Source organism: Actibacterium lipolyticum, assembly GCF_900184935.1.
Taxonomy (GTDB): Bacteria; Pseudomonadota; Alphaproteobacteria; order Rhodobacterales; family Rhodobacteraceae; genus Actibacterium_A; species Actibacterium_A lipolyticum.
In genome coordinates this window covers 1,195,794-1,221,429 of the sequence record NZ_FXYE01000002.1, presented here as the reverse complement: position 1 = coordinate 1,221,429, position 25,636 = coordinate 1,195,794, and the positions used below count along the sequence as shown (strand labels likewise).

At 56.7% G+C, this 25,636-nt stretch carries 18 protein-coding genes and 1 pseudogene; 6 read left to right on the top strand and 13 right to left on the bottom strand.

The window, feature by feature from the left end:
- Positions 1-341: 341 nt before the first annotated feature.
- Positions 342-2,633, bottom strand: coding sequence for a DUF1963 domain-containing protein (locus tag COL8621_RS14605; RefSeq protein ID WP_093968042.1), 2,292 nt, complete (start codon positions 2,631-2,633; stop codon positions 342-344).
- A 571-nt stretch (positions 2,634-3,204) separates the two neighbouring features.
- Here COL8621_RS14605 and COL8621_RS14600 point away from each other — a divergent pair.
- Positions 3,205-3,513, top strand: a complete 309-nt coding sequence (locus COL8621_RS14600) for a hypothetical protein (protein ID WP_141137894.1) — start codon at positions 3,205-3,207, stop codon at positions 3,511-3,513.
- A 290-nt stretch (positions 3,514-3,803) separates the two neighbouring features.
- Here COL8621_RS14600 and COL8621_RS14595 read toward each other — a convergent pair whose 3' ends face one another.
- Genes COL8621_RS14595 through araD form a run of 4 tightly spaced genes read right to left on the bottom strand, consistent with a single transcriptional unit; the run spans position 3,804 to position 8,698 of the window.
- On the bottom strand, positions 3,804-4,514 hold the full coding sequence (locus tag COL8621_RS14595; RefSeq protein WP_093968613.1) for a ribonuclease activity regulator RraA: 711 nt from the start codon (positions 4,512-4,514) through the stop codon (positions 3,804-3,806).
- Positions 4,515-4,524: 10 nt separating this feature from the next.
- Positions 4,525-6,039 carry an aldehyde dehydrogenase (NADP(+)) gene (locus COL8621_RS14590; protein WP_093968040.1) on the bottom strand — a complete coding sequence of 505 codons (1,515 nt, stop codon included), beginning with the start codon at positions 6,037-6,039 and terminating at the stop codon, positions 4,525-4,527.
- 11 nt (positions 6,040-6,050) lie between these two features.
- Positions 6,051-6,944 (bottom strand): dihydrodipicolinate synthase family protein, encoded by an 894-nt coding sequence (locus COL8621_RS14585; RefSeq protein ID WP_235823889.1) that lies wholly within the window; start codon positions 6,942-6,944, stop codon positions 6,051-6,053.
- Between the two features lie 11 nt (positions 6,945-6,955).
- Positions 6,956-8,698: an L-arabinonate dehydratase gene (gene araD / locus COL8621_RS14580; RefSeq protein ID WP_093968612.1), complete on the bottom strand. Its 1,743-nt coding sequence runs from the start codon at positions 8,696-8,698 to the stop codon at positions 6,956-6,958.
- Positions 8,699-8,930: 232 nt separating this feature from the next.
- On the opposite strand from araD, the gene COL8621_RS14575 reads away from it, so the two are divergent.
- The 5 genes and pseudogenes from COL8621_RS14575 to COL8621_RS19440 all read left to right on the top strand — a co-directional run.
- Entirely contained in the window at positions 8,931-9,977 is a 1,047-nt protein-coding gene (locus COL8621_RS14575; RefSeq protein ID WP_093968038.1) for a type 2 periplasmic-binding domain-containing protein, read from the top strand.
- 67 nt (positions 9,978-10,044) lie between these two features.
- Positions 10,045-10,464, top strand: a complete 420-nt coding sequence (locus tag COL8621_RS14570; protein WP_093968037.1) for a tripartite tricarboxylate transporter TctB family protein — start codon at positions 10,045-10,047, stop codon at positions 10,462-10,464.
- Positions 10,465-10,474: 10 nt separating this feature from the next.
- Positions 10,475-11,959, top strand: coding sequence for a tripartite tricarboxylate transporter permease (locus tag COL8621_RS14565; RefSeq protein WP_093968036.1), 1,485 nt, complete (start codon positions 10,475-10,477; stop codon positions 11,957-11,959).
- Between the two features lie 46 nt (positions 11,960-12,005).
- The gene (locus COL8621_RS14560) at positions 12,006-13,031 is read left to right on the top strand and encodes a LacI family DNA-binding transcriptional regulator (RefSeq protein WP_235823888.1); all 1,026 of its coding nucleotides are present in this window, start codon (positions 12,006-12,008) and stop codon (positions 13,029-13,031) included.
- A gap of 187 nt (positions 13,032-13,218) precedes the next feature.
- Positions 13,219-13,326: pseudogene (locus tag COL8621_RS19440) on the top strand (transposase); the annotation flags it as partial.
- A 262-nt stretch (positions 13,327-13,588) separates the two neighbouring features.
- Here the strand turns inward: COL8621_RS19440 and COL8621_RS14550 are convergent.
- From COL8621_RS14550 to pglA, 8 genes are all read right to left on the bottom strand, one after another.
- Positions 13,589-16,933 (bottom strand): error-prone DNA polymerase, encoded by a 3,345-nt coding sequence (locus tag COL8621_RS14550; RefSeq protein WP_235823886.1) that lies wholly within the window; start codon positions 16,931-16,933, stop codon positions 13,589-13,591.
- Entirely contained in the window at positions 16,930-18,396 is a 1,467-nt protein-coding gene (locus tag COL8621_RS14545) for a Y-family DNA polymerase (RefSeq protein ID WP_093968033.1), read from the bottom strand. The genes COL8621_RS14550 and COL8621_RS14545 overlap by 4 nt, the downstream gene beginning before the upstream one ends.
- Entirely contained in the window at positions 18,338-18,775 is a 438-nt protein-coding gene (locus COL8621_RS14540) for a hypothetical protein (RefSeq protein ID WP_306345725.1), read from the bottom strand. The genes COL8621_RS14545 and COL8621_RS14540 overlap by 59 nt, the downstream gene beginning before the upstream one ends.
- A 200-nt stretch (positions 18,776-18,975) precedes the next feature.
- Positions 18,976-19,266, bottom strand: coding sequence for a Rid family hydrolase (locus tag COL8621_RS14535; RefSeq protein WP_093968031.1), 291 nt, complete (start codon positions 19,264-19,266; stop codon positions 18,976-18,978).
- A complete protein-coding gene (locus COL8621_RS14530) occupies positions 19,241-21,346 on the bottom strand; it encodes a hypothetical protein (RefSeq protein ID WP_093968030.1) in 2,106 nt (701 codons plus the stop codon). The genes COL8621_RS14535 and COL8621_RS14530 overlap by 26 nt, the downstream gene beginning before the upstream one ends.
- A 287-nt stretch (positions 21,347-21,633) precedes the next feature.
- On the bottom strand, positions 21,634-22,800 hold the full coding sequence (locus COL8621_RS14525) for a pectinesterase family protein (protein WP_176438508.1): 1,167 nt from the start codon (positions 22,798-22,800) through the stop codon (positions 21,634-21,636).
- 185 nt (positions 22,801-22,985) lie between these two features.
- Entirely contained in the window at positions 22,986-24,083 is a 1,098-nt protein-coding gene (locus tag COL8621_RS14520; protein ID WP_093968028.1) for a glycoside hydrolase family 88/105 protein, read from the bottom strand.
- On the bottom strand, positions 24,077-25,588 hold the full coding sequence (gene pglA, locus COL8621_RS14515) for a polygalacturonase PglA (RefSeq protein ID WP_093968027.1): 1,512 nt from the start codon (positions 25,586-25,588) through the stop codon (positions 24,077-24,079). The genes COL8621_RS14520 and pglA overlap by 7 nt, the downstream gene beginning before the upstream one ends.
- Between the last annotated feature and the right edge of the window lie 48 nt (positions 25,589-25,636).

The window sequence follows — 25,636 nt, the reverse complement described above, 5'->3', positions numbered from 1 at the left end:
GCCCGTAAACGCGCCCTACGATGTCCAATCGGAGAGGATCGAGGATGTTAGCTGTCGAGACGATTGCGAAGATCTGGCGTGCGCCTCTCATCAACGCCAAGTCGATCAAACAGATCTACAGGGAGCTGCGCGTTGGCGCTGTGCCGGATCGTAGCGGACGGAAGGTCTCAGCACGATCATTACAAACTTGCTGCCATTCGCGTGCGGCTTGAAACGCAATTGATCAAAGGGCAACTGGGTTGCTGGTGCACGTTGGCGATCGACGCAGCATTTGCGCCAAATTTGAACTCGATGTCGTCGTTCTATGACTGAACTGCCACCAAAAGAAGTCGCGACGGGCTTCAGCCACCTGCTGTGAATGCCACAACTTTGCTGAAATCGCGCTGCGCCAAGTCTTCGGGCTCGATCCAGAATTCGGCCATTCCCACATCGCAGAACATGAAGTCCAGTCCGCTGTCGCTATCGAGCGCTAACAGTCGGAGACCCGGCCCCGCAGTCGAATTCGTACGGATCTGTGTGTGGCCCAGCATCATGTGTTCGCTTTGGGCCGGGCTGGGGCACAGTTCCGCGTCGAAAACGTCAAAAAGCGCCTGTGGCAGCACCGCTTGCATCTTCGTATCGGTCACCGCTTGCTGGGCCAGCGATTTCAGCGCCTTTCGCAACGCGGTATCGATCGCGGGATGTGCCCGAGCCTTCATTTGCACCAGCCATTCTGCAAAGAATTGCGCCTCTTGGTCGGGCACCCGGTCGTAGTCTCCAAAGGCGGTCAGCCGGTCCGAGACCTTATCCAACCCGGCCAAGGACTTTGAGAGTTCGGCAATCTTGGCATCCTGCTTGCGGATTCGTTCGCGGTCATGATCGGCATCCTTCGTGGTCTCAAATCCACGTTCCAAATAACTTTTGAAAGACCGTTCGCTATCGATCATTTGCCAAATTTGGGCGTTGTTCTCAGCCACAAAGCGGGTCATCGCGGCACCGCAAAAGGGAAAGCCGGCCTCCAGAAGTTCAGGATTCAGGAGAAACTGACGCTTGAGGTTGCCGGCTTCATCCTTGAGGTGGACACCCGTTTCAGGGTCGCGCAAATAAATCTCCTGAAACAGAGGATTGCGTTTGCTGTGAGATGGCGGCGGCAGAAACGGTGCCAGTGCCGCATCCTGTGCGGATTGGGCCAGATTGTGCATCGTTTGAGGCATGCCATAGTCCCAGAAAAAGCTTTCCGTTGCGTGCGGCACCACCGGCCAGAGCGGATAACTGCGGCGCCCCGGCTCACCAGAGATGTCTGCCAGCCGGGCAGGCAGCGCAGCGGGGGTGTCGGGGATCACCGGGTCAGGCACGTATACGACCTGTGCGCTGCCCGCTTCGTCCTCCCAAAGCATTTCTTCGCTGATGTTGGCGAAAAACAGCAAAAGCCCGTCCTCAGGCATCGCCTCCCCGCCTTTCACGCGCGGCAGCTCGGCACAGTCGATCTGGGCTAGGAAATGCAACGGTGCACCTGACGCCTTTAGAACGGGCCAGGCCATGCTTTTGGGCAGGAGCGGCGCGCCCCCCAGCCAGGAACGGCCCGGAACGTCTCCAGATATTGGCCATGTCCTGGCCAGCAGGATCGCTTCTTTTGCATTATCTTCCAAAGTGGTGCGAAGCTCTGCTTCCGACGGCTCTTGTTTCGGTCCCGACGTTGCGGAAGTAGCCACCGGAGTGTGCGGCGAAGCGGTGGTTGCGGCCTTAGCCCTCGGCTCAGTCGTCACATCCCAAAGATGTCTTTCAGGCACCGACACGGTGTCCATGCGGTCCTTGATCGCGCGCAATCGTTTGACGCGAGAAGGATCCGTCAACGCGATTCTGGTCATGTCAGCATTGCCAAATGCGATGCGCGAGATCAGCACCAACTCGCGTTGGACGCCCAGCGGTAGGCCGATGATTGGATCAATCGATTTGCCCGCGAACCCCTCGAGCCCGGCTTTTTTACGGGCGTCCAGGATCGCCGCCGCGAGGCTCGCAAGCCGATCGTTTGTTGACGCTTGCCCGCGGATCAGAACCTGAAAAAAGACATGGCTGATCCGACGGCGTTCCAGTGCGTTCCCCGCAAGCGGCGCAAGAGCCTGGCGAATTGTGGCCCGTGCTTGCGCCATTCGACCCCGAGGCTGGGACTTCGGCGTAGCCTTGACCAGTGCGGCTATCAAGGCAGCGCGCGGCGGGCCACTCAATCCCTCGGCCTCGGCCAGAAACTTGGCGATCCCTTCGGCCGTCAGCGGCTTTTGAAGGATTGGCGGCACCCGAAGGTCGATAGCGCGGGCATCCTGCATCAGACGCTCCAACCGCGCTGCCTGCTCGGGCAAGGCGGCTTGCGGCGCCAGATCATAGGCCTTGATCAACGCGCGGGCGATCTTTTTTCGGCGTCTTTCGGCAAGCACTCTGGGACCGCGGCTCAACTCCCAGCGCAATCGCACCAGGCCGCGCGGGCCCGCCGCACCAACCCGGCCGTTCCATTCCTGCCAAACCAATAGACCCGCAAATACCGGAAGGGCCAGGAACGCGAGCGGGATCAGCATCATCACCGCAAAGACGGCATCTTCTTTAAAGTATAGAAACGCCACGATAAGCGCTGCCAATTGGTAATAGCGGTCTAAAATCATCTGCTCTGCCCAAATGTTTTTTTCAGATTGTTGCGCCCCAAAAGGGCAATTCTAAGGCAAATTACGTAAAGCGGTGATGCTGCATCTCCTACAAACCCTTGCAACGGATTGATCCAAACAACCTGTCGTCCGCCGGGGTCGGAAAAATCGACCAATAGCAGTCATTCCATCAGGCGCTACATTGTTGCACTGCGGCCAACGAAAGCGGTCATTCGCGAAGGGACATAAAACCTGTGTCGTTCTGAATTCACGAAATCGATTTCAGGAGCATTGCGCGTGCGTGTCTGAAGCCCTTTCCTAATGCCTGGTCAATTTCCAGTTGCAGCTCTGCGTCACTGTCCTTCTGCCGGTGAACTGTCTGCATGGGTTCAGTCTTTAGGCGCGATCTTAGCAATCGTCTCTGATTTCACGGCAACTGCTTGGCGGATTTGATCGCAAAGAATGGAAGCCCGGTTAGAACAGAAAGCCGCTCATCTCCTGGCCTTTGAGGTTTTAACTACGGCTGGCGAGCGTTTGGAGGCGGCACTAATACCTCTCAACTCTGTTGCTTCAAGGTGACCGAACGACTGAAATGGTTTTGGCGATGAGGGAATTTGATACCTCCAAGCTTCCGTCTGAATTGCTGCCGCTTGTTGCTCGCATTCGGAGCCAAGTATTTGCTGTCAACGAACGCATCTGCGACGTCTACCGCACGGAAGAAAAGGACAACGACAGACTTCGTGAGCGTGAAGAACGACTAAGGCGTGCTGTTCGAGTGCGCCAGATGGCGGTTGAACTCTTTGATGGCTTAAATGTAGCCGTTGCAAAGTTCGATGTTCTAAGGTTGGAGGTTGTCACCGGTCCAGACACCAAAAGGGTAGCCGAACTGCTCAGCTCATAGTTTGCGCTTACTAACTGCGGCCCATTCCGGACATTGCTGATGCTGACAAGTGCTGCGCCGCAGCTTTCCTAAAGCAGACATCCGACAATGCTACTCCAGCTGGGTGGACAGTTTTGCATCACCGACCACCTCGCTCGAGCAGCGTCAAGAGCATCACCGCTTGATCACACCGTATTCCTCATAGGCCTTCACCCGAGTCCTAGCCAACTGGGTCAGTATGTGTCGCGTGCTTCGGAATAACTTTCCTAGGGCGCAAATTCGTGGGCAAAGACGTCGGCACTTCTTAGTGTTCACCTATTATTTGCGGCGCGCCATGCCTCGAAAGCTGTGCGGTGTTCGTTCTTGGTGCATGGGTACAGCCCGATGATTGCGTGATCGTCTTTCACGCGCTCGACGACGAAATCCTCATAGGCGGTCATTTCAACGGCTTCGTCAGCGACCTCTTCGGCGAGATGCGCAGGAATGACGATCACGCAATCTGCATCACCGACGATGATGTCACCGGGAAAAACCGGGGCATCGCCGCAGCCGATTGGCTCATTTAGCGCGATTGCCTCGTTGTTGGTCAGGTTTGTGGGGCTTGATGGCCGGGTATGATACGCTGGAATGTCCAATTCTGCGATCACCGCGGCGTCCCGAAACCCGCCATCGGTTACGACACCTGCGCCGCCACGCTTCATCAGGCGCGTGATCAGAATGTCCCCGGCAGAGGCGGCTTCCGCCTGTTTCCGGCTATCCATCACAAGCACCGCCCCTTCGGGGCAGGTCTCGATTGCGACCCGTTGCGGGTGCTCTGGGTTGCGGAATTCAGCGAGCGTATTGCGATCTTCGCGCGCGGGCATATAGCGCAGGGTGAACGCGGGGCCGACCATGTTTTTACCTTTCCAACCCACCGGGCGGACATCTTGGATCACTTGATGGCGCAGGCCGCGCTTGTAGAGCGCCGTTGCCAGTGTCGCAACGGAAACGCCCATCAGCTTTTCACGTGTTTCGTTGTTCATCTGATCCATCCTATGGAAGGTCTATGGGCAAAATGCCGGTCGGGAGGTTTTGGTAGCAAACTGGGCGCAAGAAACGCCGGATCGCCATAGTACCGACTGAAGTGGCACCAAAGTTGGTTGAGGCAGGGTAGGGTCCGCCATGGACCATTGTGTCCGACACCTCGACACCAGTTGGGAAGCCGTTGGCGAGGATCCGACCCGCTTTGCGCTCAAGAATTGGCAATAGGCTGCGGGCGTCGCTGGTATCGGCTTCATCCATGTGAAGCGTGCATGTCAACTGCCCTTCGAGGGCGCACGCAACGGTTCGCATCTCGTCCATGTCTTTGACGATGACGACCATGCCCAATGGGCCAAAGACCTCTTCGCCGAGCGCTGCATTGGCGAGCCAATCAGCGCCAGTCGTCACGAACAGATAGGGTGTTGCGTTGCGTAAATCGCAAGTGGTCGTCAGCACGCTGCGCACACCGGCAGATGCCGCAATGCGGTCACGCCCTTGGCGGTAGGCGGCGGCGATGCCATCGGTCAGCATGACTTGTGCGCCTGTTTCACCAAGCGCCTTGGCTGCCGTGTCGATGTATTCTTGTGCCTGCGGCCCGTCGAGCACGACAGAAATGCCGGGGTTGGTGCAGAACTGCCCTGCACCCATTGTCAGTGACCCTGCCCAGCCTATTGCGATACTGCTAGCGCGTGCCTTCATCGCGGCGGGCATTAGGAACATCGGGTTCACGCTGCCAAGTTCGCCGAAGAATGGGATAGGTTCGGGGCGCTGTGCACATAGGTCAAACAACGCGCGACCGCCGCCGAGTGACCCGGTAAAGCCAACCGCCTTGATCAGCGGATGCTGTACCAGTGCTTGCCCGACGTCGCGTTTGCCGCCTTGGATCAAGGAAAATACGCCCGCGTGTAGTCCGCATTTTTGAATAGCTGCGTGTATGGCTTCGGCGACAATTTCGCCAGTTCCGGGGTGTGCGCTGTGGCCTTTGACGACCACAGGACAGCCCGCTGCCAAGGCTGATGCCGTATCACCGCCAGCAGTCGAAAACGCCAAGGGAAAGTTTGACGCGCCGAATACGGCGACGGGACCAACGGGGCGCTGCATCATGTGAAGTTCTGGTCGGGGAAGCGGCGCGCGATCCGGCAGGGCCGCATCGTGACGACGGTCTAGGTAATCACCTTGCAGAATGTGCTGCGCAAACAGACGTAGCTGACCAACGGTCCGGCCGCGCTCACCAATCAGGCGCGCTTCGGGAAGGCCGGTTTCTTGGGTGCCGATTTGGGTAATGGCATCACCGCGTGCATCGATTTCATCAGCGATTGCGTTCAAGAACGCTGCTCGGTCGGCGCGTGTACTATAGCCATATGACCAAAACGCGTCTTCGGCGGCTTTGGCAGCCTGATCGACCAAATCGGGGGTGCCGACACAAAAATCATGGGCTTCGCCATGCGCTGGGCCAGAACGGAAACTGCGATCTGTCGCGACCCAATCGCCAGCGATCAAATGTTTGCCATGTGGAGCAAAGCTCATTGGTTTATCCCCTATGCCAGCTTGTTCTTGGTGAGAAATTTCAACATCTGCGCCTGCTGCCCATCGCTAAGGGGCCAGGCCGATGGGGGGCGGGTTGGGCCACAGTCATGACCCGTTGCCATGAGCGCGGCCTTTACCCCCGTGACGTTCGTGCCGTTGAGTTCTTCGGCGCGAATGTCCTCGAACGGGATCATATCGGCGATCAGCTGCTGCGCGGCGGTGTAGTCACCATCAGCCAGCGCCTTGTGGATCGCGACCGAGCGATCCGGCCAGATGTTGATCAGCCCAGACGTAAAGCCACGTGCGCCAACCGCATACATGGCGGGTGCCCAGACCTCGGCCAGGCCGCAGACCCAAGTGATGGATGGATCACAGGCGGCAATGGCCTTGGAGAGGTTCATGACATTAGGCGTGGCCCACTTCACGCCTTTCACACCGTCAATGTCGCAAAGCGCCTGAATACCGCTGATTCCGATCGCGTCGTTGCGCAGATATAGCATGATTGGTAATCCGCCCGAGGCTTTGCTGATCTCTTTGACGTATTCAACGGTGCCGCGTGGTGCCACGAAAGGGTCGGGTGGTTGATGGATCATCAGTGCGGTTGCACCTGCCTCGGCGGACACCTCGGCCAGCTTGCATGCGTCTTTGATGCCGCGCCCGATGCCAGCCAAGACAGGCGCGCGCCCATCTACCAACTTGAAGACTTCGCGGGCCATCGTGCAGGCCTCATCCGTGGTGAGCGCGTAGAACTCACCCGTATTTCCGTTTACCACGGGCATATGCATGCCTGCGCCCAGTGCGCGGTCAATGATCGGGGGCAGTTTGGCTGGGGCGATGTTTCCTGCGTCGTCGTAGGGGGTGACCAAGATGCCGGAAATTCCGGCGAGTGCGTTGTCGAGATCCATTGCTTTCATCCTTAGAAAATATCTGGCTCGCCCGCTGCAGGGCCAAAGTCGCGTTCGAGGAAGTCAAAGTCGCAACCTTTGTCTGCCTGCTGAATATGTTGCGAGAAAATGTAGCCGTACCCACGATGAAAACGTGCAGGCGGCTGTTTCCATTCCGTGCGACGGCGTTCCAGTTCTTCCTCGGAAACCAACATGTCCAAGCGGCGGTTCGGCACGTCCAGCTTGATGATATCGCCAGTCTTCAACAGCGCCAGAGGCCCGCCGACGTAGCTTTCTGGTGCGACGTGCAAAACGCATGCGCCGTATGAGGTGCCCGACATCCGCGAGTCTGAAATCCGCAGCATGTCGCGATGACCTTGCTTGATCAGTGCCTTCGGGATCGGCAGCATGCCCCATTCCGGCATGCCGGGGCCGCCCTGTGGGCCTGCGTTGCGCAGAACCAGCACAGTGGCTGGTGTGACATCAAGGTTTTCGTCGTCAATGGCGACCTTCATTTCGGAATAGCTGTCAAAGACCAGCGCTGGACCTTCGTGTTCATAGTATTTCGGATCGCATGCCGCGGGCTTAATCACTGCGCCGTCGGGGCAAAGGTTGCCGCGCAATAGTGCAAGCGATCCTTCGTGGTAAACAGGGTTCGAAAGCGGTCTTATCACATCGTCATTGTAAACGACCGCACCTTCCAATCCTTCGCCAAGTGTCTTGCCCGTGACGGTGATGCAGCTCGTGTCGAGCCGTTCTTCGATTTGCTTCATCAGTGCGCGTAGGCCACCTGCAAAGTAGAAATCTTCCATCAGGTAGTCTTTGCCAGATGGGCGGACATTCGCGATTAGAGGGGTCGAGCGGCCCAATGCATCGAGATCATCCAGATCCAGATCTACGCCAGCGCGCCGCGCCATCGCGATCAGGTGCACAACCGCGTTTGTCGAACATCCGGTCGCCATCGCGACGATTGCTGCGTTGCGAACTGACGCGTCGGTAATGATGTCAGCGGGTTTAAGGTCTTCCCAGACCATATCAACGATGCGGCGACCTGAATCTGAACCTAGTCGCTGGTGCCCGCTGTCGGCGGCTGGCACCGATGATGCCCCGGGAAGCGTCAGCCCCATCGCATCCGTAATTGCGGTCATTGTTGAGGCAGTACCCATGGTCATGCATGTGCCTGCCGAACGTGCGATCCCGCCTTGCACGCCAAGCCATTCTGAATCCGAGATATTACCCGCGCGGCGTTCATCCCAGTATTTCCATGCATCAGAACCCGACCCAAGTGTCTTGCCCGCGAAGTTACCGCGCAGCATGGGGCCAGCCGGCAAAAAGATCATTGGCACGCCAGCGGTGATGGCGCCCATGACCAACCCCGGCGTGGTTTTGTCACATCCGCCCATTAGCACAACGCCATCAAGCGGGTGGGACCTGATCATCTCTTCGGTCTCCATTGCGAGCATGTTGCGGTAGAGCATGGAGGTTGGCTTGGTGAAAGATTCGTCCACCGAAAGGGCAGGCAGCTCGACAGGGAACCCGCCCGCCTGCAATACTCCGCGCTTAACGTCTTTGACACGCTCGGGGAAGTGCGAATGGCAAGAGTTCAGCTCTGACCACGTGTTGAGAATCCCGATGATCGGGCGATCACGATATTCCTCATCCGCATAGCCCAGCTGCATCATGCGCGACCGATGGCCAAATGACCGAAGGTCGTCAGGCGCAAACCAACGCGCGCTGCGCAATTGATCTGGCGTTATTCTTTTTTGTTCGGACAAGTGATCCTCCACACTTCTCGATATTTCATCGATATGTATGCGCAAACATTATCTGGGCGTCAACGGCGTTCCGTCAATTTTTTCCTTAATTAACAAAAGTCATTGGCGCTATTGACAGGCGACCTGCGTTCGTGTTGGAAAATATGTATGCGCTTTCATGTATGCGCATTGGACAGGTGGAGATGTCCGACACTATTAATCGAAACGGCCCCGAGGCCGCTGGGAGGAAACTATGAACTTTACCCGCCGCACACTTTTGGCTGCTGCATCTGCGACAGCTTTTGTATCGGCCCCGATCGCTGCGTCTGCTGACGGATTACCCCGCAATGTCCGCATGGTCATTGGCTCAACTTCGACAGGTGGTGACACCTATCAGAACTCTGCCATCGTCGCCGAGGCCCTGTCGGAGCATCTGGGAATCAACATCAAAGTCGACGCTGTCGGCGCGTCAGAGGCATTCAAGGCGCTGAACCGTGATAGCCGCGGTAGCACGATCATGGTTTTCCACGATCAGTCCTATCTGGGTAACCTCTATGGTCGCGAAGGATACGATGATCCGTTTGCCAACTATGTGGTTGGTCCAACTGTCGCAATTAACCCCGGCAACGCCTATCTGGTGCCAGCCAACAGCCCCTATCAGTCGATCGATGACATCCTGACTGCGGCTGAAAAGGGTGAGCGCGTTCGCGTTGCGATCCAGCCGGGTGGTGTCTCCGAGATCGGTTTTTCCGCGCTGAAGAATGCGGCACAGGTCCGTGCACCTGGTTCTGAAGAAAACATTGTTGCCGTCAATACCGGGTCTCAGTCGGACAAGAACCAAGCGATGTGGGATGATCTCGCGGATGTGATCAACGGATCGATCCAAGCCAACGAACAATTCACCCAACTTGAGGACGATGACGCCAAAGGCATGCGTTTCGTTTGGATCACCGCGCGTGACACGACATTGGCTCAAGCACCAGAGGCGGGCATGGGCAACACGACACGTGACGATATGCTAGCCTATGCATCGCCGGAAACATCAGTGACCCTTGATGGCTCGGCTGATTTCACCTTCGACAAAGAGTTCTTCTTTTTGTTCAACCCGGAAATGGATCCAGCCATCATCGATCAGATCGACTCAGCGCTGACTGAAATTTACGCGGCAGGTGAAATCCAAGAACGGCAGAAAGCCTCGTTCTTTATTCCAAACTTCCTGCCATCAGCCGAGGCAAACGCGCATCTGACACAAAAGCGCGACACCTATGCTGACGTGATCGCAGCAATCGCTGGAAACTAATCAAATCATAGCAAGCGGGGCGCGTCTGACGTGTCCCGCTTGCGATAAATTTCGGGGGGGGGAGTGAATGAACGATCTAACCAAAGTTTCCATCGACTTTGAGCGTTCGCATCTGGTTTTTCCAAGGCTTATTGCTCTGGTTTTGGCGATCTTATTGGTCGCGATTATCATTCGTGATCGTCAACGCATCCTGAACGCCATGCCCTATTGGCGCGGAGTGTTCAAAGACATGGATAAAACGCGTTTTTTCGGCGCCTTGGGTGTTACGCTTTTATATTTTTCGTTGATGGTGCCTGTGGGAAATATCTGGCCAAACACTGGGCGGGGATTTCTGATTTGTTCGATCCCCTTTGTCATGTTGGTTGGGCTTTTGTTCATGCATGAACGCCCCATTCGATCAGTCATGAGCCTTGCAATCGTGTCGGTCGTCGGACCCACCTTTGTCTGGTGGCTGTTCACCTATCCGTTCTTTTTGACCCTGCCATAACGAGTCTGCCATGCTTGAACTAATCACTCCTTTGTTTGTGTTGCTGATCGTGGGCGGCACGATGGTCGGTATCATCTTTGGGTCGATCCCAGGTATGACGGCCACGATGGCGGTGGCGGTTTGTCTGCCGTTGACCTATTCCTTGGGCCTTGAAAACGGGCTTGCGCTGCTCTTGGGCCTTTATGTTGGTGGGATTTCCGGCGGGTTGGTCCCGGCAATTCTTCTAGGGATTCCGGGTACACCAAGTTCGATAACGACCACGCTTGATGGTTATCCCATGGCCCAAAAGGGCGAGGGCGAACGCGCCCTGAAAATCGGGATCGTTGCCTCATTGTCGGGCGGATTGATTTCGCTGTTGGTACTGTATCTTTTTGCCCCCGCTTTGGCCGATTTTGCGATCAAGTTCAGCTATGTCGAAAAATTCCTGATCATCCTCTTTGCGCTGACCGTCATGGCGGCTTTGTCCTCGGACATGCTGATGGGCATATTCTCGGGGTTCTTGGGGATATTTATCGCGCTAATCGGTACTTACGACATTTCAGATGGCGGAAATGGGAAATACCGGCTGATCCCACCGGGCACTGAGTATTGGTTGGACGGGGGCTTTTCACTGTTGCCGGTGCTGATCGGGTTGTTTGGACTGGCCGCGATCCTTGAGCAGGCAGAGCTAGGCGTACCCAAAGGTCACTCGGCCAGTGATCTACAGGTTAAAGAGCGCAGCAAGTTTTCGTTTTCGATCTTTCGCGGGCAGGGCACCAACGTCGTTCGGTCTTCGTTGATTGGTACCTTTGTCGGCATTTTGCCTGGGGTCGGTGGGTCCGCAGCATCTATTTTATCCTATACCAATGCCAAAACCTTTTCCAAGAAACCTGAAAATTTTGGCAAAGGTGAACCCGCTGGCATTATCGCATCAGAGAGCGGAAATAATGGCCTGACGGGTGGGGCGTTGGTGCCTTTGCTATCGCTGGGGATTCCGGGGGATAGTACGACTGCCTTGCTGATTGGGGCTTTTACCTTGCAGGGCATTCAGGTTGGTCCGCTGTTTATCGGAAACAGTCCTGACACTTGGAACGCGATGATTATAGCGATGTTGATCGCGAATATTGCCATGTTCGCGATGATGTATTTTGCTATCCGGTACTTTGCCAAAGTTGTAACCGTGGCCAAGCATCTGCTGTTTCCCATCATCCTGATGATGTGTGTGATCGGAGCCTACACGATCAACTATGGCATCATGTTCGATGTTTGGACGCTTCTGATCTTTGGGGTCTTTGGATGGGTTGCGACAAAGCTCCGGCTGGAAATTGCGCCTTTCATCATCGGGTTTATCCTTGGGCCATCTGCCGAAGTCTATTTCGTCAAGAGCCTTGAATCCTTTGGTGATCTGTCAATTTTCGTCACCAAGAGCTGGATTTCGGTGGTTTTATGGTTGCTGATCATCGGTTCGGTTGCCGGGTCTGTGATGCTTAGCAGAAAAACGAAAACCAGTTTATAACTAGAACTTGCAGCCCGTTGATCCCTAAACGACAATGGGCTGCATTATGGATACAACGAACCTCACCCGCAAAAAAACATCGCGCCGCGTCACAATGGAAGACGTCGGCAAGATGGCTGGGGTATCGCAGGTGACGGTATCACGAGCTTTGTCGGACCCTGACAAAGTATCGGCCAAGACGCTCAAGAAAATTACTGACGCCATTGATGCGACTGGCTTTGTGCCCAATGCGATTGCGGGCGCGCTTGCTTCGCAGAAAAGCAACTTGGTGTCTGCGCTTGTGCCTTCGATTACCAATATCGTTTATTCGGCGGCTGTTGCGTCATTTTCATCGGTCATGCGTGAACATGGCTATCAGGTATTGCTGTCTGAAACCGGGTTCGATCCGGCGGACGAAGAGGCGATGATTTTGACCCATCTGTCGCGGCGCCCAGATGCCGTTCTGCTAACTGGCATTCATCACACTGCCAAGGCGCGTAAGATGCTTCTTGCCTCTGACATTCCCGTGGTTGAAATCTGGGACGTGACCGAAAGCCCCATTGATATCTGCGTCGGGTTTTCACACGACAAGGCCGCTGCAATGGCGGCTGAGTTTGCTGTGTCCAATGGCTACGGGATGGCGGCGACAGTCTCGGCCAGTGACGAGCGCGCGCAGCGCCGTCGCAATGCATTTGAAATGCGTTTTGCGGAACTCACAGGCACGAAAGTTGAGTATGCGGTACAGTGTGAACATGCCTCACTCGCCAACGGTCGCGCAGGGTTGCGGGCCTTGCAGGGTCAACAGATGACGCCGGGCACCTTCGTGTTTTGTAGCTCCGACGTGCTTGCTCACGGCATGTTGATCGAGGCCAACGCCCAAGGGCTGACTGTGCCATCCGATGTGGCGATTATGGGATTTGGCGACCAAGAGTTTGCCGCACATACCGAGCCCTCGCTCAGTACTGTCCGGGTTGATCGCGCGAAACTCGGCAGTTCCGCCGCGATGGCATTGCTTTCACGGTTTGAAAACGCAGTGCCCGTTGCACCTGTCAATGACATCGGTTTCGAAATAGTCAAACGCACCAGCGCTTAGCACATTCGGCTTTAGTGGCAGTCCAGTTCGCAAAGAATGATCAGATTTTAGCCAGGCAAACTGAAACGTTAGAATAAGATTGCTGCCAAACGAGGGTTGTTTTCTGACAGCTTATTTGAAGTGTCCTGCTCCCCTGGAAGAGTCCTCGATTTGAGGTTGGCCTGTTCTCCAACTGAGGAGACAGATGATGAAGAAAAGCGGTTTCAGCAAAGAGCAGATCATTGGCATCCAGAAGGAACACCAGGCTAGGCTCGGCGCCAAGGAACTATGTCGCAAGCATGGGATCAGCGATGCTGCAGGTTCCATACCCAATCAGCATCCTTTGGAATTGAAATTCGGTGCTGACGTCAGACAATTGTCAAAAACAATAAGATAGGGCAGGTGGGCGCAAGGTGGCGCAAACCGTGCAGATGGGCCGGGCCTCTCTCATAATCTGGAGATCGTAGGTTCAAATTCCCCTCCCGCAACCAAAAATCAAACATACAAGAGCAAGAAATCGGCGCCCCTTGGGGCGATATACGCGTTTGCAGTATGGCGCGAACATCCCAAGCACAAAATCAATGAAAATCACGGCTCGGAAACAAACGCTTGGCCTGATCACGAGGATGACGCGCACCGGATGAATAGCGTGGCGGGCGGGGCGCATCATCGGCCTGCGGGTGAGTGATCCCAACCGCGTGCTCAAACGGATGCCCGAGAGCGGAAAGCAGATACGAAACGTCTTCGATCACATCCGCAATCAGATGAAGCACAATCCCCGAACGCTCCAAAATTCCGGTCACACGTAACAGCCTTCCACCCATCACGGTGCGGCGAAAACGCTCGTAAATTTTAGGCCAAACAACGATGTTTGAGACGCCAGTCTCATCTTCGAGCGTTAGGAATATTACGCCAGACGCAGTTCCTGGCCGTTGGCGGGTGATGACCAGACCGCACACACTGATCCGTTTCTTGACCGGTGCCACGGTCAACTGATCGTGGGGGGTAAGGTTAGGGATCGTAGGGCGTAAAAGTTCCATGGGATGGGCGCGAAGCGTAAGGCGCAGTGCGACGTAATCTTCGACCACCTCTTCGCCCAAAGACATGGTAGGTAACGTCACGGCGGGTTCGACCGCGCCCTCTCCGTCGAGCGGGTCCGAGAAGAGAGGCAGAGGCGACGGCGTCCGGATTGCACGTACCTGCCACAGCGCGTCGCGTCGGGTAAGGCCCATGCCGATGAACGCATCGGATTCGGCCAGCCGTTCAAGTACCTTGGGCGCTACGCCTGCTCTAAGCCAAACACTTTCAGGATCCTGATATCCGTTGCCACGGGCGCCAACGATCCAATTTGCGTCTTCTTCGCGAAAGCCTTTGACCTGACGAAACCCAAGCCGCAGGGCCAAGGTGCCATCTGTGCGCCGTTCCAGCTGACTGTCCCAGCGGCTGCTGTTCACGCATACGGGCCGTACCTCGACGTTGTGATCCCGCAGGTCGCGCACAATCTGGGCGGGGGCATAAAACCCCATCGGTTGGGAATTCAAAAGCGCGCAAGCAAAGACTGCGGGATGATGGCATTTCAGCCAGGACGAGACATAGGTCAGCATGGCAAAGGCGGCGGCGTGGCTTTCGGGAAAGCCGTAATCGGCAAAGCCTTCGATCTGTGCGAAACACTGTTCGGCAACGTCGCGCGCATAGCCGTTGTTCAACATGCCCTTGATGAACCTCTCTCGGTGGGCACCGATCGTCCCCATGCGCCGGAAAGAAGCCAAAGAGCGGCGCAACTGATCGGCCTCTTCGGCGGAATAGCCCGCGCCGACGACAGCTATTTGCATGGCCTGTTCTTGAAATAGCGGCACACCCAATGTCTTGCGCGTAACCTCTTCGAGGGCCGGGCCGAAAGGCTCTGGTGCTTCTAGGCCTTGGCGTCTGCGGATATAGGGTTTGACCATTCCGCCCTGAATTGGTCCGGGGCGGACGATGGCGACCTCAATGACCAAATCATAAAACGTTGCGGGTTTCATGCGGGGCAGAAAATTCATTTGGGCGCGGCTTTCGACCTGAAACACACCCACAGCATCGGCCCTTTGTAGCATCTGATAGGTGGCCAAATCTTCCTGCGGAACAGTGTCGAGGGTGAGGTCGGTCTTTTCATGCTCTTGCAAAAGAGCAAAGCTTTTGCGCAGGCAGGTCAGCATGCCAAGACTTAAGACATCGACCTTTAAAATGTTCAGCGCATCAATGTCGTCCTTATCCCATTCAATGACGGTGCGATCTTCCATTGCGGCGTTTTCGATCGGGCACAGTTCATCCAAGCGTCCGCGTGTGATGACAAAACCGCCGACATGTTGGCTAAGGTGACGTGGGAAACCTGTAATCTCACGGATCAGACGGACGGTCTGAGCCAGACGCCGGTCTGACAGATCAAGCCCTAGTTCTTTGAACCGGGCCGGGCTGGCGCCGCTGTTTGACATGCCCCAGATTTGCCCAGACAGCCCTGCGGTCACATCCTGCGAAAGCCCCATCACCTTGCCCACTTCGCGGATCGCTGCGCGGCTTCGGAAATGGATCACGGTGGCGCAAAGCCCCGCGCGATGCCGCCCGTATTTTTCATAAATCCATTGGATGATCTCTTCGCGGCGTTCATGTTCGAAATCCACATCAATGTCAGGCGGTTCGCCCCTGTGGCGCGAAATGAAGCGTTCAAAGACCATGCCGATCATATCTGGCGACACATCGGTGATGCCCAGAAGATAACACAGGACCGAATTCGCCGCCGAGCCGCGCCCCTGACATAGAATGCCGCGCGATCGGGCCTCTTGGACAATGTCGTGAACGGTAAGGAAATAGGCGGCAAATTTTAGCTCTTTGATTAGAGCCAGCTCTTTCTTCAGCAACTGATGCACCCGCTTGGACGCGCCGTTGGGATAGCGCCGCTGGATACCCAGCTTTGCTAATGATGCAAGCCGGTCTTGGGGTGCCAGATGGTCGGTAATTTCATCGGGGTATTCATAGCTTAATTCGCTTAGGCAAAAGCTGCACCGGGTGGCGATTTCCAATGTACGTCGAAGTGCGGCGGGGTGGCAGCGATAAAGTCGCGCCATGTCACGCGCGCTTTTGAGGCGCCGTTCCGCATTAAGCAGAGCTTTCGTGCCAATCTGATCAATCGTAATCTTTTCGCGCATGCAGGTCAGCACATCGGCAAGTTGCCTTCGCCCGCCATGATGCATCAGCACATCCCCGACCGCGACCATGGGCGCTGCGCAACGCAGGGCCAATGCAGCGCAGGTATTGAACCATTCCTGATCAGAGCCGTCATAACGCGGTGCGGCCCCCAGAAACACATGGCCGGGGTGACGGCGGGCAAGCCGCTGGATCGGCGCTTGGGCCTGTTGCAGATCAGGCGGGGGAAGGGCGATAAGGATCATGCCCTGACATCCTTCTTCCAAATCACTTAGATTAAGAATGCAGTCCCCTTTTTCTGTGCGCCGCTTGCCTAGGGTCAAAAGCCGCGCAAGCCGATGGTAGGCCGCGCGATCTTTGGGCAGGGCCAGCCACGAAACCGGGGAATCCCGCAGGACAAGCCGCGTGCCAACGATCAGTTTTGGCACATGCGTTACGCCGGAATTGGGTAAATCCTGTGGGTGCCCAACGATTTGGCGCGAACAGCCATCGATCTGCTGCGAAGAACGCACGGGCAGGCTTTCCTCGGCCTCGCTGCGCAAGGTTTTAAGCGCGCTATAGGCACGTACAACACCAGCCAAAGAGTTTTGGTCGGTGATGGCGACGGCATCCAAGCCCAATTCCGCAGCACGTAGGACCAGTTCTTCTGGATGTGATGCCCCCGTAAGAAACGTGAAATTTGAAGTCACGCACAGTTCGGCATAGCGGGGCTGTGGGATATTGGTGGGGCAATCAGAACTCACGCGAACTCTCCCTGAACGAACCAGCCGGGGTTTTGTGGTGTGTAAAACAGCCATAGGCGACGGCCTTGGCGCGTTTCGACTTTCCAATAATCGCGTAACCCCGTGTGCCAGCTTTCGTCCTGAAGCCACCATTCTGGCGTGATACGTTCGGGCCCTGTGACCCGCGCCGTGGTCAGGGACATGCGCCGCCAGCGAAACCTTTCTGGTGGGGTGCTGCCGACACCTGCGATGGCTTCGGGCCGGAACAAGAGCAACGGCCGGGGGCGCAGGCTGACCCACGGGCCTTCGGGTGTGGAATAGGCCGCCGGTGCGATGGTGAAGCCACGTTCGGGGATATGGCTGTCAGCGGGCAGAAACCGCTGCACATTTTCCAGCCCGATCCGTGTACCAATCCGGGTGATCAGATCGTTCAGTTGATCTGGGGTGTTTCGTGGTGTTGTCGCGCCGATCTGTTCCATCATCAGCGGTTCGACAAGCGTCGCTTCTAGGCGCATCTGATCAATGCCGAAACCTGCATCGACTTCGCCAAGCCCCCGTTCAAAAAGCGGTAAAATCCGCAAGGGATCGCGCATCGCAGCGGCCAAGCGCAACTCTACCTGTTGGCTGCCTTGATCGACCCGCCTTAACGTCAGGCTTAGCTTTCGCGCACCCATTTCGTGGGCTTTAAGCTTTTTGCACAGCGGGTCCAAAAGTCGCGCGGTGACACCCATCACATCATCCAAAAGCCCAATAGGGTCTGACATAGTCATACGCACACCGAAATGGGGGGGCTCTGCTTCGGGGGTGATTGGTTCTGGCTGCACGCCAAGCATTTGATCCAAGCGCAGCAAAAGGTCGCTGCCAAAGCGGCGCGCCAAAGGTGCGCGTGCTGTGGTCGAGATATCGCCAATGGTGCGCAAGCCAAGGCGTTGCAGGCCACTGATTACTTTTTCATCCAAGCGCAGCGCAGCGGCAGGCAGTTGTTCCAGCGCGCCATCCACCGGATCATTGCTATAGTGCGCCAAAGCCCAGGCCGCGCCCCGTGTGTTGGCGCAGCCAAGCCGTATGTTTAACCCCGCGCGTTCGGCGTGCGCGCGCATATCGTCCAGCATCGCCGCTTCGCCATCCCACAGATGCGTTGACCCGCTGACATCAAGCACCAACCCATCTGCCCCCTCACGCCCGACCCAAGGGCAGTAACGCGTGGCCCACCTGCGCAACACGGAAAGGAAGCGCGCGTCCTGTTCCGGGCGGGCCGGGTGGCTTACAAGATCGGGGCAAAAGGCGCGGGCATCGGCAAAGCTCATCCCACGGTGAAGGCCCCGCCGTTCTGCTTCGGTGTTCAGGCAATAAATCCGTTCGGCATTGCTTGTCTTTAACGTCAGAATAAAGGGGCCATCACATGGGCGTGCTCTAAGAACCCGGTCACTTGCCAGCCGGGGGAACCACATGCAAACGACGCGTTTCTTGATCCCATCGAACATTCCAGGCTCCAATTGTTCCCGATTTGTTCTTATTAATTTCCCAGCGCATTAGAGTCGAGTCCTTCCTCTGGGGATCAAAGAGGGGGGTCGCGTTCCAGCGGGTTTCGGCGGCGTTGGAGCCCATGCCTTCGGGGATAAGGCAAAGGCCCGTGGTACGCCCCGCCTTCGCCGCCAGTTGCAGCCGCCGACCTTCGCGCAGATCAAGCGGCCGAGTGATTTCAATAATAACGAAGCCGACACTGCCATCCTTAAGCGCCTCTTCCGCGACGGCGAGGCTGTCAATTTGATCGCGTGTCTGGGCGATCAGGATATCCGCCGGTGTCATAAAGTGAGACAGGGCAATGGGGTTCAACTGTTCGGATTGCCACCCTTCACGCACCCACAACCCCTTAGAACGCACGGTCGCGCCAGCAATGGCTGCAAAGCTTACAGATGCAGGGCCGCTGACTTCATGGACACGGCCAGAGCGCAAAGGGAAAGCGTTATGAAAAGTGGCGGGCATGGGTAAAAGTTAAACCCTATGGCGCGGGTTTCCAACGCCCGTTCAGCAGAAAATGGGACCACAGCGCGCGACCTTGGCTAATGAAGGCTGGCGATCACTTTGATTTCGAAGTCAAAACCACTCAGCCAAGTTACTCCGACGGCGGTCCAATTGGGAAAGGGCGGTTCGGCAAAAACGCGGTTCTTTACCTCCATGATGGTGCCAAGCTGCGTTTCTGGGTCGGTGTGAAAGCTGGTGACATCGACAATATCGTCAAAGGTGCAGTCCGCAGCTTTTAGTACGGCTTCAAGGTTGTCGAATGCCAGCTGCACTTGCTTTGCGAAGTCTGGTTCGGGGCCGCCCTCATTTACCTCTGAAGCATACCTCAAGAAAAAAGATGCAGCCTATCAAGTCATCGCTGGTCTTAAAGCGGGCGGTGTCAAATGGGCCGGGCTCCATTTCCGGGTCGGACGCGGTCCAGTTGTTGCCGCTTTCGGGTTCATTCAGTTTGACCGAGAACTGAACAGGTGTCCCGCCGATCACATCATTGCGTGTCAGCCGGTATTGCGACGAAAACAGACCCTTCTTCCTGACAATCGACAGACCTTGATTGTGCTGCGCCGCGTTGCACATCAAGTCACGTACCGGCACCGGTTTGACGCCGGTCAGCAGGTTCAGTTGGTTTACATAGCCTTGTTGCAGGCCATCCGGCGCGTCAATGTCATCCCAGACAAGGTCGCATTGATATTCGGCCCGTTGGCGGGCCATCATCTGCATCGACGTTCGGCACAGGTTAGACAATGGCTGCAAACGCGGACCCGCGCCAAAACCCGTAAATTCCCGACACAGCGCTGCGGCGTTTTCTTCGCTTTCAGTCATCGGTTCGACCTTGGCGAATGCGGCCTTAACCTCTTTTGTTGCGGCGTCCATGGCTGTGTTGAAGGCATCATTCGTCTGGTTTTGCGCGGTGATAAGCTCTGCTTCGATGTTTGCTAGCACCGGGGTGAAAGCTGCGTTGCGCGAATAGAGATTGGGAAGCACCTTCGACAGGTCATAGCCGTTGGTTTCAAGCAAGTCCGCACGGGTGCCCTTGCGCGCCAGAAACGCATCGCGTGCCGCATGAATTTTGACGATCGCGCGTTCTTCCAGCATGGCGGCAAGCCGATCTTCGCAGCCGCTAAACACCGTATCGACCAACGCCGAACGGCGCATCCGCGCTGTAACGTCCGCCCGCTTTTGCCGACAATAGGAAAGCAGCGCCTCTAGGCTTAGGTCAGCGGCTTCTGCTTCGGCGGCAAGGTCAGATGGAAGGGCAGCGATTGCCTCTTGGCGCTTTTGTTCCAAGACAGGTTCTAACAATTGGCCCAAGCCAAGTGCGCGGGCTTTGTTCTTCAGATCGGGCTGCAGTTCTAGCCAGTTGTTTTGCGCAACGGAGCTAAGCGAGATGTCCAATGCGGCCAAGCGGTCACGTTCTGCGACAAGCTCTTTCAGATCCTCGGCGCGCTTTTGCGCTTCTGGCCAACGTTTTGACAGAATGCTGGAAAACTTCGCGCCGCTTGGGCAGGGGGCCGCCTGATCAAGGAACGATTGTGCAAGTTCGGGCGTCCAATGCATTAGCGGCAGACCGGTTGAGCCTTCAAGAGCTTGCCGCCAATCCAGGCCTTGGGCGGTCCGCTCAACCCGTGAACAAAATTCGTCGCCTTCAGTGATGCGAAGGTCGGTCACATCCGCCCCAGCAGAAAAGAGAGCAGTGGCACGGATGTTTTGTGCCGCAAGCAAAAGTTCAAGGTTCCTGCGGGCGCGCTGCCCTTTGGAAGAACCGGTTAGCCATTCGTGCGTTAGCTGATCAAGGATTTGGTCATCCTCAACCGTCCCGGCGCGCTGTTTAGACGTTTCAAGAAACCGCTTGTCGAACGCGCGCTGCTTTTCCTTCAGCGCCGCACTTGTTGCGGCCTGTTCCAGCGTTGGCAAAAAGGCGGTGGGTGGCAGAGCGCTTAGAAGGTCGGGAACCGCAGCGGCGTCTGCAGGCGTTGGCGCGTCTATGGACAGATGAGACAGGACAAAACCATAGCGTTCCACCGGCGTTGGAACAGCCGTCAGAACGGGGGAGCAGTCTTTGATCGGTTCGCCCTTGCGATCAAGGGGGATCACTTGGGGCGCCTGCGTCCCGATCCCGATAAAACGATAGGCCGGTCTTCCGTTGCTGCCGTTGACAACCACGTCGCCAGTCAATGCTTCCGCTGAAAGCTGCCACTGCGACCCTGTCAAACTGGTGCGCCCAGTACGGCGTTGGAACGTGGATACGGTCGCGCCGGTTTGGGTGTCGCCTGCGATCTGCCATTCGCTTTCATAGCTGCGGCTACCACATTCATAGGAATCCGCCCGAAAGTAAGCCTCAATCGGGTCAGCCGCGGCAGCAGCGCCAAACAGGACGGAAATTGCAAAAATGTAGGGGCCGGTTTGTTTCATCGGGGGTCAATTCCTTGGGGCCGGTGAATGTGCGTTCACCATCTAATCTTGGACATGGGCGGATTTTGATTTGTCAGCGCAAAAGGGGGAACTGCCACCGGTAGGCGCTGTTTGTCATGTTTTGTGGGGATTTGTGCGTCTCGGTCACTCGTAAAATGATGATAATGAACAGATGTTTTGAAAAGCTATGCGCAACATGCAAGAGCACAAAAAGGAAATCAAGCCGTCGTATCTGCGAAGCGCCTATTTCGGCGTGTCATGGTCGCTGCGATGCTGGGCCGTTCGTTTTAGGCCAACAGAAAAGTCGTGTTGAACGTCCCTAGCCACAATATGTCTGCGGGAATATCGGAATAATCCAAGCCATAGTTTTCCAACCATTCCCCTAGATACTGGAAGAAGTCGCCAGAGCCGTGCTGAACCGGGCGGTAACGTGGGTTCCATGCAAAGGGCGGTGTGACGCCGTCTGGGTTGGGCAACCCGCCGTTCCAATCGGTCCATGCGCATTGCTGGCTGATATGCGGGCCAATCACGGACCCTATGACAGCGCATTTTCCAACGGCTTCCAGTGTGGCGCGGCTGATCTCTCCGGATTGTCCGTCAAGCCGAGATACCTTTCCGGGGGCGCAGGTCATCCCTGTACCGGCTTCGGCCTTGTATGGGGTCGCCCTGACGCCTTCGAACCATTGGCGCCCAAGGTAGCAGTTGGCGGTGCCGTGCCCATCGTGTGTGAACCGACAGCCATCAAACACAAACCCATATCGCGTGCGAATGTTGGTGCTTGGGGCCGTGGCCCAACTGATCGCGCCCCGCACCCCGCGCGATTTGATTTCGCAATTCTCGAAAAAGCCCGTGGCTTGGCCAAAGATGAAATCAACGTCGCCTTCGATTTTGCAGTCTGAAAGATAGGTTCTGGCGGTGGAAAACGGCGCCGGGGACTGTAGGTAAAGCGTGTCCTGAAAACTTGAAAGCTGTAGCGCATGCAGGTGGACCCGATCTGCCCCCGCGACATGTAAGGCAACCGCCTGATGCTGACCGCGCGCATAGCGCCCGTTCACGTCAAGCGGTTCCCCATCCGGGGCCGCCGCAACACGATCACAGCCATAGGTGTTTTCGACCGTCAGGCCGGAAATCACCGTGTCATCGCTTTCGATACGCATCACGGCGGAGTTCCCGGTGGAGATCACGCCCTGCGCTGCGATACGTTCAAATATCGCCTTTACGTGTGGGTGTGCGTGCAAGAAGGCACCGCCAAATCGCCGTTGGTATTCCTCTCCGGGCATTTGCGCATCGATCGGTGCTTTTACTCTGACGGCCGCCGCCCCAGCCCCCTGAAACGTGAGCGGAGGAGCAGAGCGCGGAATATAAACCGGCCCGTCATAGGTGCCCGGGCACACACGGATAAAGCGCCGCCGCTTTGAGCCGCTGGAACTGGCATCAACAAGCGCTTGATCCACGGCATCTTGCAGCCGCTGGAAACGCTGCGGGGGACGATCTGACAACGCAGAATCGACAACATAGTCGGGCGTTTGTGCTTTCGCGGGCGCTGGGCTTGGTTGCCAAGGATCAATTCGTTCGGCACCGGCGGGCCCTGTCCAACCAAGCACTTTGTTGCGTTGGAAAGCTGTGGCTTGGACAAGGGTCATCCCTGAATGGCGACCGGCTCTTTCGCCTCCCCGGCTAGGTGGGATGCGGCGACGCTCATCATTAGGGGGCCAACACCTTTTGCATCGTCCGCAACGCGTTTTTCCGACAGGTAATATTCCGCGCTGCCGTCCCGATAACGGTCACCAAACAGACCCAAACCCGCAACTTCGCAAATATCCACCATCTCGTACCCGCCGCCTTCGCGCGGGCGCAGGGATTGCGCCACCAACGTTTCGATAAGCCCATCTAGGGGCCCATTCCAAAGCCCCAACTGGTGACCCTTTTCAAGCGCATAGACGAACATGGCAGAGGCCGAGGTTTCTTCGTAATTGTCGGCCAGATCGGGGCGGTCGATAACCTGAAGCCACAATCCATTCGGACGTCTTAATCTGGCGATATCTTCAAGAAGGCGCGTGGTCCGAGCGGCGAGGGGTTGGAACTGCGCTGGGCCAACCAGTTCGGCAATATCCACCAGCGCCATGGCCAGCCAGCCAAGGGCACGTGACCAATGGGCCGGTGACTGGCCGGTTTCAGGGTTTGCCCATGGCTGTTTGCGGGCCTCGTCCATCGCGTGGGCATAAAGCCCTGTCGCCGCAACGGCGGTGGCGTCCAGCGCAACGTCAACTTGTGTCAATGCGTCCGCAACAAGGTCAGGCTGGTTTGTCCGCTGGCCATAGCCAATCTGGAATGGCACCCCCATGTACAAACCATCAAGCCAGATTTGCCAAGGATAGCGCAGCTTGTGCCAGTAAACGCCGCTTTTCGTGCGGGGATGCGTCGCCAGTTGGTCAATCAAACAGGCCGCCGCATCGAGGTATTTTGACTGCCCCGTCACCTCGTGCAGATACAGCAGGGTGCGGCCCGATTGAATGTTGTCGATGTTGTAATCACTGGGGTCATAGCCAGCCAAGCGCGGCCCCTCGAGGATCTGTGGCGTAATCAGCCGGACAATGTGGTTAAGCCAGATTGCGTCGCCCGTCGCGCGGTGCAACAATTCAAGGCCACGGTAAACGCACCCATCCTCGTAACAAAACGCGCCGCGTTTATACGGCTGATATGCGCCCGCATAGGTATCAAAATAGTCCTTCAGCATGGCTCATGATCCTCTTGGTGTTCGATTTGTTTGATATCCGCATGAACCTCGGCAAATTCAGACACGACGCTTGCGTGGCGCACCGGGGCGACGCCCAAGGCCATCAAGGCGACGTCTGGTTTTGCTGCGGGGTCATAGGAAACGGCGTAGTTGTGAAGGCGCACATTCTGAATGGGTGCTTCGGGCAGACCCAAAATGGCGGCGGCCGCCAATGTCACGCCGGTTGCTGTCACGTCTGACATTGTGATGTCTTTGACGCGGGGCGTGGTGTCATCAACGGGTGCGGGGATGCGCGATTGCACGGCATCGCTTTTTCCATCCGGATCGCAAAAATAGAACGCGTTTATCGCCAGCGGCGTCAGAACACGTTCCATCGACACGTTGCGCATATGGATCGACGCCATAAGGCCGCCCCTACCGCGACGGGTCTTTAGGCGCAGCCCACGATCCGTACCGACAAATTCGCAATTGGACACATCCACGTCGGTCACATCGCCTGACATTTCCGAGCCAATAACAACAGCGCCGTGCCCACGCGCCATGCGGCAATGAGATATGCGAACCCGGCGCGTTGGCGCAATGTGGTCAGAAACGTCGGGCGACCGCTTTCCCGACTTAATGGCGATACAGTCATCCCCAACGGAAAAATTCAGCCCGATCATCTGCACATCTTCACAGCTTTCGGGGTTGAACCCGTCGGTGTTTGGGCTGTCCGGGGGATTTTCGATGTTCAGGGCCGCAGCCGTCAAATGCTGACAGCGATAGGGGTGCACCGTCCATGATGGAGAGTTTCGCACCGTAACACCGGACAAGATGACATCGTCGCTGTGGGCAATGAACACCGTTCTGGGCCGCCGTGCGCCATCCCGTGTTTCCTTGGGCCATTGCCACCAATCGCCTTGTGCGCCGCCGCCATCAATCACACCGCGGCCGGTGATCACCAGACCGTCGCAATCAATACCCGTCAGCACAGAGGCAAAGCTTGCCTCTGGCAGGCCTTCCCATGTTCCGATGACGCGGCTGGTTTTGTCGCGGGCGGGCAAAATGGGCCAACCGGCACGGTCAGCAAGCGCGACAATTTCTGCGCCTTCCGGAATAAGAAGCGTCATGTTTGGCTTTAGGAAAAGTGGCCGTGTTAGGTGCCGCCCGGGGGGCACCAATAAGGTGCCGTTTTCGGGAACGGCCGCCAGCGCACGTCCGAAGGCTTCGGTGTTGTCCGAACTCTCGGGGCGAACGCCATGGGTCTCTGCGTGAACAAGGCCAGCGCAGAGCTTGGTGCGAAACGCGAACCTTTCGCCGCCACAGGCCAGCACATAGCTTTGATCGGGCTGCAGCCCCTCAATGAACAAAGGAACGGTGTGGGTGGTGCCAGACCTAAGGCTTTCCCCGCTGGCGTTCGACAGGCTCCACTCTCTTGGCTGGGCCAAGGTGAACTTCGCACCGTCGGGGACGACGGCAAATGCCGCTGTCCGTGCTGTTAAAGCGATAAGTTTCATCATTGCCATGATTTGAGTGCCAAGGGGGGGAGGATGCCGGGCAAACCCGGCATCCTA

What these genes read in the sequence shown, in the direction of transcription:
- COL8621_RS14605 (WP_093968042.1), bottom strand. Translation starts at nt 2,633, where the DNA reads ATGATTTTAGACCGCTATTACCAATTGGCAGCGCTTATCGTGGCGTTT.
- COL8621_RS14600 (WP_141137894.1), top strand. Translation starts at nt 3,205, where the DNA reads ATGGTTTTGGCGATGAGGGAATTTGATACCTCCAAGCTTCCGTCTGAA.
- COL8621_RS14595 (WP_093968613.1), bottom strand. Translation starts at nt 4,514, where the DNA reads ATGAACAACGAAACACGTGAAAAGCTGATGGGCGTTTCCGTTGCGACA.
- COL8621_RS14590 (WP_093968040.1), bottom strand. Translation starts at nt 6,039, where the DNA reads ATGAGCTTTGCTCCACATGGCAAACATTTGATCGCTGGCGATTGGGTC.
- COL8621_RS14585 (WP_235823889.1), bottom strand. Translation starts at nt 6,944, where the DNA reads ATGGATCTCGACAACGCACTCGCCGGAATTTCCGGCATCTTGGTCACC.
- COL8621_RS14575 (WP_093968038.1), top strand. Translation starts at nt 8,931, where the DNA reads ATGAACTTTACCCGCCGCACACTTTTGGCTGCTGCATCTGCGACAGCT.
- COL8621_RS14570 (WP_093968037.1), top strand. Translation starts at nt 10,045, where the DNA reads ATGAACGATCTAACCAAAGTTTCCATCGACTTTGAGCGTTCGCATCTG.
- COL8621_RS14565 (WP_093968036.1), top strand. Translation starts at nt 10,475, where the DNA reads ATGCTTGAACTAATCACTCCTTTGTTTGTGTTGCTGATCGTGGGCGGC.
- COL8621_RS14560 (WP_235823888.1), top strand. Translation starts at nt 12,006, where the DNA reads ATGGATACAACGAACCTCACCCGCAAAAAAACATCGCGCCGCGTCACA.
- COL8621_RS14545 (WP_093968033.1), bottom strand. Translation starts at nt 18,396, where the DNA reads ATGTTCGATGGGATCAAGAAACGCGTCGTTTGCATGTGGTTCCCCCGG.
- COL8621_RS14530 (WP_093968030.1), bottom strand. Translation starts at nt 21,346, where the DNA reads ATGAAACAAACCGGCCCCTACATTTTTGCAATTTCCGTCCTGTTTGGC.
- COL8621_RS14520 (WP_093968028.1), bottom strand. Translation starts at nt 24,083, where the DNA reads ATGCTGAAGGACTATTTTGATACCTATGCGGGCGCATATCAGCCGTAT.
- pglA (WP_093968027.1), bottom strand. Translation starts at nt 25,588, where the DNA reads ATGGCAATGATGAAACTTATCGCTTTAACAGCACGGACAGCGGCATTT.